Source organism: Pleurocapsa minor HA4230-MV1 (assembly GCA_019359095.1).
GTDB classification, from domain to species: domain Bacteria; phylum Cyanobacteriota; class Cyanobacteriia; order Cyanobacteriales; family Xenococcaceae; genus Waterburya; species Waterburya minor.
Genome location: JAHHHZ010000021.1, coordinates 154,453 through 166,603, shown reverse-complemented (window position 1 = coordinate 166,603; position 12,151 = coordinate 154,453). Strand labels below are relative to the sequence as shown.

Sequence of the window (12,151 nt, the reverse complement as noted above, 5' to 3'; positions counted from 1 at the left end):
TGACAAGTTAAAAAACTACGCTGTTTGTCACGGACGAATAGTTACCAGTAGTTACTAATTACCTTACGGCGTAAAGTGCTGTTGGCGCGAATAAAAATACTAATGTCTACTATAAAAGCTAAGGTAGCAATAAGAATCCGCAACAAGGCTTTCCATAAAGAGCGATTTTGCCCTAAAGGACTCGCTTCGCATCGTAAAGATCTATAGCGACGAAATACTAAAGAGATGGGAATGAGCCACCATCTTTCTTTAACCAGAGAATTACGGACAAAATCATTGAGCCATAAGTGGTTTTCCTTATTCATCCTATTAATCAGCATTCCTGCCGTTAATTTCTTACTACATCTCTCTTGCAAGTAATAAGTTAAAAAGGCATTAATTACGATGCCGACAACAACTCGAACTTCGTGATTAACTAACTTTAAAGGATTAGTATAAGCTTCAAATATATGGGAGGCTTCTTCAACTCTAACGATTCTTTTAGTAAAAGTAGGATTTTCTAGCGTAAAGTTTTCGCTAATTACCATTTGAGTTAAAAACCCATCTTCTACTGGTAATCCTGCTGGCATCCACATATTACGTAAAGGTTCAGCACGACCACAATAAAGTTGTCCACAAATATAAAGTTGACCTGCATTCGACGATTTGGAAACCGCTACCGACAATTTCTCTAGCCAGCTTTTATTTTCTTTTAGCTCAATATCTTTAATTGGTCGATCGAGCGCAATCCAATATTCGGGATTTTCAACTAACACCTTGAGCATTTTTTCTAAAGCATTGCGATCGTGTAGTTGGATATCTGCATCCATTAAGCAGAAGAAGTCAGCATCAGGTGCTGCAAACTCATGAATAAATAAGTTCCAAGCATTACTTTTCCCTGCTTCTTTGACCTCGCATACCTTCCAGTTCCACAACGCTTGGTCGTTTTTAAACGATGACGTACCGCCAGGTGCTAATGCTAAAGCATATGCGGAGCTGTATACCACAAGGGTACAATGTGCCACGGCACTAGCTTCGCGTCGTCCTTTAGGACTAGCTGACGCGATAGCTAACCCTTTAGGGTCGCGTCGTCCTTTAGGAAATGTTTCTAAAGTGTTACGAGCTATTAACGCTGTATCATCGCTACAGCCATTAGGGACAACAATAATTTCAATTGAATATCCTTTATTTAAACTAGTTAATAAGCTTTGTTGACTAAGAGATTTTAATAGAGTCGCAATTGCATTTGCTTCATTATGAGCCAAAATACCAATACTTAATTTCATTACTTTAGGTCTTTATAAGATAGAGATGGTGTTTGATGTAATGCCAAAAAACCAAGTCTAATAATACTTAATTAACTGGTTTTTTAGTAATAACATCAACTGAGTTATTCAATAATAGTCAACAGTTAAAACTACTTTTCACTAGTGCTACAGTGATATTTGTGTTTATCTTAAATAGTTTACAACGGTCAAAAATATGCTGTGTAAAAAATCGATGAACCTTAGATAAAGTTTTGAATTTTAGTCTTGACTACTAGATGTAACTATGTAGTGGTACTAGATTCATCAAAAAACTGAAGGCTTTAGACTGTAGTAATTAAAGTAGTTTTGTGTTAAATTTGTTTGAATTTTCTGTTTAAATTTAAAGATCTTTATTACCATAAGAATTTAGGACAACTACTGCTATTAAAGTTTGACTGATTGTATCTAAAACTAGAGTAAAAAAATGATTAATAGTAGAGTAGACTAAGGCAGCGATCGCTTCAGGAATTAAAGCTAAAGCCGCTAATACTCAAGTAGATTCCAGTGGTGCGTCCAGATTGTTTTGAGAAGTCAAGCATTGTCATTAGTTTTTACCTGCTACCTGCTACCTACTACCTATTTGCCCTAAAGGATTCCCTACGGTCACGAAGCTTATGCTAAAGCCCTAAAGGACTAACTTCGTGTCGCATTTGCGAAGCTTATCCTTTAGGACTACCTAATCTCAACCCATCAATTCAAACTTGACGATCTACTAGAGGGAACGTTATAGAATTAAACCAACTGCTAATAATCTCAGAGAATAATTTATGTCTACCGCTACAGCACCACGTAACCATCTAACAGTTGTGACCAATGGCTTACCCAATATCTGTGGTTGGTCAGCAGAAATTGCGATCGCCGTAAATCACGATCGACCGATATTTTTAGCCGACAGTAAAATCGATTTAAATCAGGTTAATGCTGTTTTTGCTTGCGCTCTCCATATGCATCAGCCAACTATTCCCGCAGGTGCAAACGGTGAACTGATAAGTAACCTGCAACATATGTTTGAACATCCTCATGATGGCGATAACCATAATGCAGAAGCTTTTGCCTGGTGTTATTCTCGCATGGGAGACTGGATTCCTGAATTAGTAGCCAATGGTTGTAGTCCTCGGATCATGCTGGATTATTCGGGTAATTTACTCTGGGGTTTTCAGCAGATGGAGCGCCATGATATTTTAGAAAAACTGAAAAAAATCACCTGTGATGCAGCCTATCAACCTTATGTCGAATGGCTGGGTACGATGTGGAGTCATGCTGTAATTCCCTCTACGCCAATTCCCGATCTCAAGCTGCATATTCAGGCTTGGCAACATTATTTTGCGGCAATGTTTGGTTACGAAGCTTTGGCAAGAGTCAAGGGATTTTCTCCCCCAGAAATGCATCTGCCTAATCATCCTGATACCCTTTACGAATATATTAAAGCTCTTAAAGAATGCGGTTATCGCTGGTTACTAGTACAGGAACACTCCGTAGAAAGACCAGACGGTTCAGGTTTAGAGCATGATGATAAGTATATTCCCAATCGTTTAGTTGCTCGTAATTCTCAGGGCGAAACTATTAGCATTACCGCACTGATTAAAACTCAAGGCTCAGACACCAAGTTAGTAGCTCAAATGCAGCCTTACCATGAAGCCAAAGGTAGAGGCAAACAAATGATTGGTAATATTGCTGTACCAAGCTGTGTCAGTCAAATTGCTGATGGAGAAAATGGGGGAGTGATGATGAATGAATATGCCCGCGATTTCCAGCCTGTTTGGTATGAGCTAAAGAATAACCAAAATGTTGTAGGGTTAAACGGCACAGAATATATTGAACTAATAGAAGCTGCGGGAGCTAATCCTCAAGACTACCCCGTTTGTCAGGCGGTAGGACAACATAAAATTTGGCAGCAGGTAAATCCTGATGCTGCTACTCCCGAAAAAGTAGATCGAGCGATCGCTCATCTTCAAGCAACAGATCACCAGTTTCATATGGATGGGGCATCCTGGACAGACGATCTTAGCTGGGTTAAAGGCTATGAAAATGTTCTCGAACCAATGAATCAATTAAGCGCCATGTTCCATCAAAAATATGATGCACTGGTTAAGGAAAATCCTGAAATTACCAAAACCAAAGAATATCAAGAAGCTTTGCTCTATGTACTTTTAGTTGAAACCAGCTGCTTCCGCTATTGGGGACAAGGTACTTGGACAGACTATGCCAGGGAACTATTCCGCAGAGGCGAAGCTTTGCTGAAATAAACTATCAAGATGATCGCGCTGATAAATTGAGGCGACTAAATTGTCTGTTCTTGCTTAATTAACATCCCAGCAGGTAATGTATCTAGATAAGCAATCTGTGTGGGATAAGCGAATTCAATGCCATACTCAGCAAACTTAGTTTTAACTGCGAGGTTGATTTCCTGTTGGGCATTCATATAGACACTGTAGTCATTTGTGTTAATCAAATAAACTACTTCAAAATTTAGACTATATTCACCATAGCCCGAAAAGTGAGCGCGATCGCAAGTAGCATTTTCTGTCTGTGCAATAATCTCTTTAATTAAATCGGGAATTTGGGCTAATTGTTCGGTACTAGTTTCGTACACCACACCAAAGTTAAAGAGAACTCGACGTTGACGCATTTTTTTGTAGTTACGAATGCGCGAGCCAACTAAATCGGTATTAGCCATCACGATTTGCTCTCCGCCGACGCTTTGGAGTCTAGTAGTCTTAATTCCGACATACTCAACTGTACCAAGATAATCACCGACAATAATAAAATCTCCTAGTTCAAAAGGGCGATCTAGGAGGATGGAAAAATAGCTAAATAAGTCTTGCAAAACTCCTTGAGAAGCTAGAGCGATCGCTACGCCGCCAATCCCTAAGCTAGTGACTACAGCGGAGATATTGAACCCTAAATTATCGAGTAAAAAGACAATCCCAATTAGCCAGATCACTATTCTAATCGCAGGCATCAAAGCATCAATGCTTTGTTCTAAATTAACGTTATCTCGTTGATAATTAATCCAGTAAATTTTGATGATATATTCGCTTGCTGCACAAATGAGTCGAATTGCCAAGATAGTTGAAGTGATTACTACAATGACGTTTACAGTGCGTTCGAGTATGGGATGGAAAGCTAAATTATCCACAGCTAGATAAATACTGGCAATGTAAGCGATGGGAATTAAGTCTCTTTCCAGGATGTTGACAATGGCATCGTCATAAATATTTTCGCTTTTAGCTGCCCACTTTCTAAGACGTTTAAAAGTTGAACGTCTGAGTATTTTAATTAATACGATCGAGCAAAATAAAATAACCGCTGCAAGTAAATAGTCATTTAGCTTGTTAGCACCAAATTCCCAGGATAAAAAGTCAAATTTCATAGATTAATTAAGTTTGAATTAAAAGTACTTGCTGTAGTTACTTAGTCACAGATTACTCCGCCGTGAGACGACGGAGCCTGCTGTGACCGTTGGTCAATGTGTAGATTATGAGATGATTCTGGCAATCTAGAATTTTTGCTTAATTTGACCGATACAGCATAAGTCAATTAATTGTCGATCCTGAATTCTTAAATGTCCATTGATAAAGCAATCTTTAGTCAGACGACAGTAAGTCAATAAACTACTAAGTTTAAATTATTGGAATTGGAGACGAAAATTGTGCGGTTGGGGACACTAATTGGATTTTTAGCTATTATTATCGCCCTGTATATTCTGTGGCAAATCAAACAAGTTTTACTATTAGCCTTTGCTGCGGTTGTCTTTGCTACGACGATCAATCAATTGGTTAAGCTGCTACAGTCAAAATTTGCGCTGGAACGCAAAACGGCGCTGGCGATCGCTGTTACGGGAATATTAACTTTTATTATTGGTTTTATTGCTTTAGTCATCCCGCCATTTATCGAGCAGTTTCAGCAGTTGGTAGAGTTAGTTCCTCAAGGCTTAGAACAGCTTAGTAGCATTAATAATTGGCTGAGTAATTTTTTACCCCAGAATTTACTTCAAGAATTTAGAGGGTTAGAATCTCTGACACAAAATCTGCAATCTTTTGCGGATCAATTTATTAGTAGTTTTTTCGGTCTATTTTCTAGTACTTTAGGGATCTTTTTAAATTCTTTCTTAGTAATAGTAGTGACGCTCATGCTGTTATCTAATCCAACTCCTTATAGAAAGATGTTTCTCTTGATCTTTCCTGCTTTCTATCGTCGGCGAGTAAAAACCATCCTTAAAAAGTGCGAGAAGAATTTAGGTGGTTGGGCGATCGCTATTCTTTTTAGTATGACTGTAATTGCTGTTCTAAGCGGAATTGGTCTACTATGTTTGGGAGTTAAGTTACCTTTGGCAAACTCTTTGTTAGCTGGCATCCTAACTTTTATTCCTAATTTGGGCCCCCTATTAAGCGTAGTTCCCCCCGCAGCGATGGCATTACTAGATGCACCTTGGAAAGCATTAGCAGTAGTAATTCTTTATATTATAATTCAACAGGTAGAGACTAATATTTTAACACCGATAGTTATGCAGAGACAGGTATCATTATTACCAGCCGTAACTCTCCTATCTCAAGTTATTTTTGCTATATTCTTTGGTCTTTTAGGCTTGTTTTTAGCTTTGCCAATTACAGTAGTAGCTCAAGTTTGGCTCAAAGAAGTTTTAGTTAAAGATATTTTAGATCCCTGGCAAATCGAGCGTGATTCTAATCGATTTGATGCTCGTAAGCTGAGTTCTCAGCCACAGAAACAGCAGCAACAATCTCATAGTTTGATAGTAGAGAAAAATTAGTTAAGGTTTTGTAGCTAGTAGGTTGGGTTGAGGCACGAAACCCAACGATTAAAAGATTTTGTTTGGTTTCACTATCGTTCTAACGCCACTTGCTATAACGGAGGGAACCTCCGCAGCGCAGTGGCTCCCCAACCTACCAAATCAGCAACGCCGTTAAGGTTTTGTAGCGATCGCCTATCAGTTTGTAGTTTACTTTAGGCGATCGACTTTTGGCAATGATAAATTCCAACTACAGATTAACTACTTTTTGGGAATCCAAACGGAAACCGAACCCGCTTGACAGCGAAAATCGGCCCAGCCTTCTTCATTAGTGGTAATGGGTTCATCGATATGTTCAGTTAGATCGATATAAACCTGATTTGGTTGACCTACTTCCATCCATTTAGTACCTTCTGCACCGTTACTTAAGACTACCGCTATTCCCCCTGGATGCTCTTCATCTCCCAGTCTTGTCCAACCAATGCAGTTAGCATGGTCAAAATAATCATACTGCTCACCATAAGCCAAGTCTTGACGAGTCTCTAAGAATTTATCAATTAGCCATTGATGGGAATCCATAAAGATCTCATATTCTTGTCCATCCTTCCCAGTATCTTTGTAATGTGCGCCGTAGTAATCAGCATAGAAAACGCAAGGATAGCCATCTCTTCTTAACAAGATTAGGGCATAAGCTAACGGTTTAAACCAAGCCTCTACTACAGATTCTAAGGACTGCAAAGGTTGGGAATCGTGATTTTCCACTAGCGTTACTGCTAGAGTAGGCTGATCGTTAACTAATGTACCGTCAAAGATCTGACGCATATCAAAGTTGTTGCCTGTTTTACTAGCTTCAGTAAAGTTATAGTGCAAAGGTGCATCAAATAAAGCCACGTCCCCACCAGTGACATCAATAAAATGGTGTAAAGCTTCTGGCTCATTAGACCAATATTCCCCAACAGCAAATAAAGGCTTGCCTGAATACTTGCGCACATGGTTTAACCAATCAGGGAAAAATCCAGCGTTGATGTGCTTCACCGCATCAAAACGAAAACCATCAACGTCAGTAGTATCTATATACCACTCTCCCCAATACAGAAGTTCACCCCGCACTTCTTCATGTTCCATATCAAGGTCACAACCCATCAAGTAAGCAAACGAACCTTTTTCTAAATCTACCTGTTCGTCAAATTGCTTATCTTTAAATAGATAAATAGCATCAGCATCGCCATCATAGGCATTATAGTCAACTGCGTCAAAATGCCACCAGTGCCATTCTAAGCTGGAATATTTACCCTGGCGACCAGGAAAAGTAAAATGTGTCCAGGTTTTCACCTTTTGTAAATCACCTATCGCTTCATGACGATTATGGGGATTCATTGGCGTTGCTTCTGCTTCTTCTTCGTGGTCTGCACCAAGCATATGATTTAGAACTACGTCTGCATAGATGCGAATGCCAGCTGCTTTAGCTAATTTAATTGCATTAATATATTCTTCTTTTGTCCCGTATTTAGTTCTAACTGAACCTTTTTGGTCGAACTCGCCCAAATCATAAATATCATATACACCGTAACCGACATCAAAACCGCCACCAGTACCTTTATAAGCGGGTGGTAGCCAGACTGAGGTAATTCCTACTTTAGCTAAATGCTCGACATTTTCTGCCAATTGATTCCACAAGCTACCATCGGGTTCGTTGTACCAGTGAAAGTACTGCATCATCACACCGTTAAACTCGGACATATTAGAACCCTCTCTAAGGTCAGCTAAATAGTTTATAGATTAGTTAATTACATTTGTTTTTCAACAATCTTGTTGCAGATATTTAAGTATCATTTAGTTTATTGTTGAATTATTAAGTAATATTAACCTTATATCATTAGTTAGAAATTCTAATCATTCGCAAGACAGATATTATTAATCAATTGTTCACTGAACATTGATCATTGATAAAGTTTGTGCCTTTTCAACTAATCCATCATCTTTTAGACATATCAGTAGGGAATGAGTAATATCAGGTTCGGATGAACAGTTAAATGTTTTGATTTAGGGACTTGCCCTAAAGGATATGCGTAGCGGTATGCTTTAGCACTAGCTTCGCGTCGGGGACTTGGGGAATCACTCTATTTAAAGTCATTATCTATACTTGATGTAATAATCGATTAAGTCTCAGACGATTCTAAATTTTCCCGCAGAATATCTAAGACAATTTGAGGATCGGTTGCTTTCTGCATAATTTGCGCTTCTAGGTCATAGCGATCGCGTATACTTGGTAAATCTTGCCTTAGCTCTTCCATTAACTCGATTAATTTAGCAATCTTTTGTTCGGTTAACAGGTTAATTTGCAAATTTAAATGCGATCGCTGTTCGGCTAATTTATCTTGACGACTCTGCTGGACTAATACTCCTGTAGCGATCAGTAAAGCCACAATATCGATTCCCATTGCTTCGGCATCAAAAAGAGGTAGACCAAAGGGTAATAGTCCTGGTGCGACGTGAGTACAGATTGCCCAACTGGTAAAAAAAAATAATTGCAGATATAAAAATTCTGATTTACCAAAAAAAGCCGCTATTTTTTCCACAATGCGATCGCGCCACGGTATTTTAAGTTCTTGTTTGGCTTGAAATCCAATCACAGTTTCAATATTCTTAACTACCTGTTCGGATAAAGGATACTTTTTGCCGTCAATATATACGGATTTAGTTGATGCCGAAACCAGATGAGCTAATTTATTAGAAGCAGAAACCATGTAAGCGAGATCCTAAAATTTAAAATAATTAGTGATTATATTTGTAGTCTACGCTAATTAAAATTAGGTGGCTTCTGTCTAGAGAAATAAAAAGGCGAGCGCGCGATGATATAGTAGCATTTTGGTCAAAGCTTGATGACTTTTGGCAAAATCAACCGCAATCTAGTTAATTCAATTAAGGATGCGGATAAATTCTAAGGGTAAGCCATCGACATCAGCGATAAACGCGACTTCGTAAATGCGATCGCCAATCATTTGTTGTTCAGGTTGCAGTAAAACCTTAAGAGGAGCAAGTTTATCTGGTTCACTGGCTCTTAAAGTCTCAATTTTTGCTTCTAGTTGAGTAAGCCAACTGCTCAAGTCGGGAGTAGAATTAGTCAGCTCGAAAGACAGGTGATAGTAGCCAACATAATGTTCATCGTGAAACGAATCTGGCGCGGGCTTTGGTTCAGGAATTTGGATCAGCTCAATCCGCCCTCCCAGCCCAGTCATCCAGCAAGCCAGAGTATAGCCTGTAGTAAAACGTTCATTGACCGTAAAACCTAGCTGTTCATAAAAAGCGATCGCCTGATGAATATCGGCTGTGCGAATCGAAGCATGATGCATTTGAGTTATTAGTTATCAATTATTCAAACAAAAAACGATAGGGATAGTGACGAGGAACTCCAGGTTCTTTTTCCAGGGTAAAGTTAATAATTTCCCAGTAAGGCTCAGCATCTGTTTCAGGGCTAAAACTGATCGGTAGTCCATAAAGCTTGGGAGATTTAAACTCTGGACTTTCCCGCCAAGGATGACTACGCCCTAAATAAGAGCTAACCAAATCTCGATAGCGAACGGCAATAATTACTTTAGTCGCGCGATAACCTTCAGTATACAAAGCATCCAAAGCTTCGTGAATTTCAAAGCGAATCCCGTCAGGATGAGTATGCTGACGATACCATTGATTTTCCCACTGTCGCCAACTTCTGCCTGATGGTAAATGAACCAATTCTTCAATTTTAGGATCGGCTTCAAAAGCACCATGACGACTACAAAGATAAGTGTCCGTAAGGGTGAGAGCAGGAATTGTCTGTCGGCAGTGGGGACAAACAATTTCGGGGCCAAAAACAGGGTATTGTAAAGCTAAATCCATAGGAGATAAAATTGGTTCTGTTTTCCTTATAACACGGGTAAATCTTGTTGTGACTGAATTATCTTAAGATCGTTAGATAGCTTATCTTTAAATTATGGCTCATACTGATTCCTTTTGGTCTGCTCCAGATTTGTCTCTTGCCTCGTTTGTTGCTGATAATGCTACTGTAATGGGTAACGTTTCTCTAGCAGAGGGTTCGAGCATCTGGTATGGAGCAGTAGTTCGCGGGGATGTCGAGACTATTGCGATCGGTAAATATAGTAATATTCAAGATGGGGCTGTGCTACATGGCGATCCTGGTAAACCTACTATTTTAGAAGATTATGTAACAGTTGGTCATCGAGCAGTGATTCACTCGGCTTATATTGAAACAGGTTGTTTAATTGGCATCGGTGCAGTGATTCTCGATGGGGTGAGAGTCGGTGCAGGAAGTATTGTTGGGGCAGGTAGCGTCGTCACTAAAGATGTGCCAGAGCGATCGCTCGTAGTAGGGGTTCCCGCCAAGAAAATCAAAGATATCAGTGACGAACAGGCGCAAGAGTCGATTGAACATGCTCGTAAATATCAGCAGCTAGCTCAGGTTCACGCAGGTATAGGGACTGATTTAGGTTTTAAATAAATTAAATCTAATTAAATACTAGATTCTAAGTGTTAGGGCTATTTCATTCTCATATATCCAGAGAATAAATTCTCTGTTTAAGTACATTAAGTCCGTTTAAACGGACTTGAATTTTAAGCCAAGAAATTATTTATTGGTTCACTACAGTTAGAACGAAATAGCCCTGTTCTAACTGTACCTAACACCTGAGTAGCTAGTAGGTTGGGTTGAGGCACGAAACCCAACGATTAAAAGATTTGGTTGGGTTTCACTACCAAGTCTCTTATTACTATCTAAAAATATTTAAAATATCTCTAACTGTATTCACGTTTTGTTTTACGTCACTTACAGTATCTTTGACTGAATTTAGACTATCAGTAACAGAAATGGGTTCTGAAGTAACAGGAACATTTTGATAATTATAGTTATTACTTTCACTACTAATATTAGTAGTAACAGGCTCTTCTGGTATTAAAATTTTATCAAATCTAACACTAAGATCAATTGTGTCAGCATGATCAAAAGACTGCCTATCTGTCTGTAAACCTAGCTCTAGAACAGCAAAATTGTTAATACTTTCAGGAATATTATCAAATTTAAGAGAAGCTCGGAGAGGAATTCCTTTGATAAAATTGTTACCAACTGCTCTAGACTCATTACTAATATTATTCCCAATTTTAGCAGAGTTAGAAAAATATTCATTTCCATTTAAATCAATAAATCTTGTTCTTGTTGTTTCTATGAATATCTTGTTATCTTTAACTTCACTAGTTATGATTAGAGTGCAGCTTATGGTATTACTTTTTCTCATACAGCCTTGCATTTCGTAAGCAATATCATTCTGATGCGCAATTTTAGCAGTTGCTGCTGGTTGAATAGTAGTAACAGTATCTGCGTTTGCAGTCGCAATGTTAGTAATTGTTCCAGTAGTTAACAATAAAGTGGTTGCAGTTAATAGTTTAAAGTTCATATTTTTAAAAAATAAATAAATTGACTTTGTAGATATGTCATTATTTTTACTGATCAAAAATATTTCGTGTACTATATATATAGTATCTTGATTTAAATATGAAAAATCAATAAATTTGCAGCGTATTTTATAGACATGAAGTACTTAGCATTTTATTGAACTTAAGTTGACATATAGTAGTTTCGTAAGTGGGAAATAGGAAAACCAATGCAATCATTCTGGTTAAGAGGAAATCTAGGAAATAAGATTACTGATTATTCTCTCTGATCAATTCAGACTGTAACTTTTCAATTGAGTCAATGATTGGCAAAAAACGCTTGCCAAAATCAGTTAGCCGATATTCTACATGGGGTGGAACTTCAGGATAAACAATCTTTTCTAAAATACCTAAATTCATCATGCGACGAAAATAATAGTTTTTGACGCGAGGAGTCAAGCCTTCTATTTCTCTCTCGATCGCACTAGGACGACATACGCCACGACGAATTAAACCTAGTATACTCAATGACCATTTACAGCCAAAAACTGCTTCCACTACAGCAGCTACATTTACATTTCTTTGCAGATTGATTTGTTCCTGACGAGACGGCAATTCTTTCACAAAAGTACCCTACCTCACAAATTTGTGTCTGCTTGTAAGCATAATCGATCGCTAATTATGATTGCGA

Annotated in this window: 11 protein-coding genes; 3 read left to right on the top strand and 8 right to left on the bottom strand. The window is 38.4% G+C overall.

Annotation, left to right across the window (positions count from 1 at the left end):
* Positions 1 to 41: 41 nt before the first annotated feature.
* A complete protein-coding gene (locus tag KME09_12980) occupies positions 42 to 1,265 on the bottom strand; it encodes a glycosyltransferase family 2 protein (GenBank protein ID MBW4534841.1) in 1,224 nt (407 codons plus the stop codon).
* Positions 1,266 to 2,053: 788 nt separating this feature from the next.
* On the opposite strand from KME09_12980, the gene KME09_12975 reads away from it, so the two are divergent.
* The gene (locus KME09_12975; protein ID MBW4534840.1) at positions 2,054 to 3,532 is read left to right on the top strand and encodes a glycosyl hydrolase family 57; all 1,479 of its coding nucleotides are present in this window, start codon (positions 2,054 to 2,056) and stop codon (positions 3,530 to 3,532) included.
* Positions 3,533 to 3,567: 35 nt separating this feature from the next.
* Here the strand turns inward: KME09_12975 and KME09_12970 are convergent, their stop codons facing one another.
* Entirely contained in the window at positions 3,568 to 4,659 is a 1,092-nt protein-coding gene (locus KME09_12970; GenBank protein ID MBW4534839.1) for a mechanosensitive ion channel family protein, read from the bottom strand.
* Between the two features lie 279 nt (positions 4,660 to 4,938).
* On the opposite strand from KME09_12970, the gene KME09_12965 reads away from it, so the two are divergent.
* Positions 4,939 to 6,057, top strand: coding sequence for an AI-2E family transporter (locus KME09_12965; protein ID MBW4534838.1), 1,119 nt, complete (start codon positions 4,939 to 4,941; stop codon positions 6,055 to 6,057).
* Positions 6,058 to 6,297: 240 nt separating this feature from the next.
* Here the strand turns inward: KME09_12965 and KME09_12960 are convergent, their stop codons facing one another.
* From KME09_12960 to KME09_12945, 4 genes are all read right to left on the bottom strand, one after another.
* Positions 6,298 to 7,776 carry an alpha-amylase gene (locus KME09_12960; GenBank protein MBW4534837.1) on the bottom strand — a complete coding sequence of 493 codons (1,479 nt, stop codon included), beginning with the start codon at positions 7,774 to 7,776 and terminating at the stop codon, positions 6,298 to 6,300.
* Positions 7,777 to 8,195: 419 nt separating this feature from the next.
* Complete coding sequence (locus KME09_12955) at positions 8,196 to 8,783, bottom strand: DUF1003 domain-containing protein (GenBank protein MBW4534836.1); 588 nt, start codon at positions 8,781 to 8,783, stop codon at positions 8,196 to 8,198.
* Between the two features lie 171 nt (positions 8,784 to 8,954).
* Positions 8,955 to 9,389: a VOC family protein gene (locus KME09_12950; GenBank protein MBW4534835.1), complete on the bottom strand. Its 435-nt coding sequence runs from the start codon at positions 9,387 to 9,389 to the stop codon at positions 8,955 to 8,957.
* 19 nt (positions 9,390 to 9,408) lie between these two features.
* On the bottom strand, positions 9,409 to 9,927 hold the full coding sequence (locus KME09_12945; GenBank protein ID MBW4534834.1) for a TIGR02652 family protein: 519 nt from the start codon (positions 9,925 to 9,927) through the stop codon (positions 9,409 to 9,411).
* 82 nt (positions 9,928 to 10,009) lie between these two features.
* Between KME09_12945 and KME09_12940 the strand changes: the two genes are divergently transcribed.
* Positions 10,010 to 10,534 (top strand): gamma carbonic anhydrase family protein, encoded by a 525-nt coding sequence (locus KME09_12940; GenBank protein MBW4534833.1) that lies wholly within the window; start codon positions 10,010 to 10,012, stop codon positions 10,532 to 10,534.
* A gap of 268 nt (positions 10,535 to 10,802) precedes the next feature.
* Here KME09_12940 and KME09_12935 read toward each other — a convergent pair whose 3' ends face one another.
* Entirely contained in the window at positions 10,803 to 11,483 is a 681-nt protein-coding gene (locus KME09_12935; protein MBW4534832.1) for a hypothetical protein, read from the bottom strand.
* Positions 11,484 to 11,730: 247 nt separating this feature from the next.
* On the bottom strand, positions 11,731 to 12,018 hold the full coding sequence (locus tag KME09_12930; protein ID MBW4534831.1) for a helix-turn-helix transcriptional regulator: 288 nt from the start codon (positions 12,016 to 12,018) through the stop codon (positions 11,731 to 11,733).
* Positions 12,019 to 12,151 lie beyond the last annotated feature (133 nt).

Bases quoted from the DNA above. Each gene is read 5' to 3' on its own strand.
- KME09_12980 (MBW4534841.1), bottom strand. From the start codon at position 1,265: ATGAAATTAAGTATTGGTATTTTGGCTCATAATGAAGCAAATGCAATT.
- KME09_12975 (MBW4534840.1), top strand. From the start codon at position 2,054: ATGTCTACCGCTACAGCACCACGTAACCATCTAACAGTTGTGACCAAT.
- KME09_12970 (MBW4534839.1), bottom strand. From the start codon at position 4,659: ATGAAATTTGACTTTTTATCCTGGGAATTTGGTGCTAACAAGCTAAAT.
- KME09_12960 (MBW4534837.1), bottom strand. From the start codon at position 7,776: ATGTCCGAGTTTAACGGTGTGATGATGCAGTACTTTCACTGGTACAAC.
- KME09_12955 (MBW4534836.1), bottom strand. From the start codon at position 8,783: ATGGTTTCTGCTTCTAATAAATTAGCTCATCTGGTTTCGGCATCAACT.
- KME09_12950 (MBW4534835.1), bottom strand. From the start codon at position 9,389: ATGCATCATGCTTCGATTCGCACAGCCGATATTCATCAGGCGATCGCT.
- KME09_12940 (MBW4534833.1), top strand. From the start codon at position 10,010: ATGGCTCATACTGATTCCTTTTGGTCTGCTCCAGATTTGTCTCTTGCC.
- KME09_12935 (MBW4534832.1), bottom strand. From the start codon at position 11,483: ATGAACTTTAAACTATTAACTGCAACCACTTTATTGTTAACTACTGGA.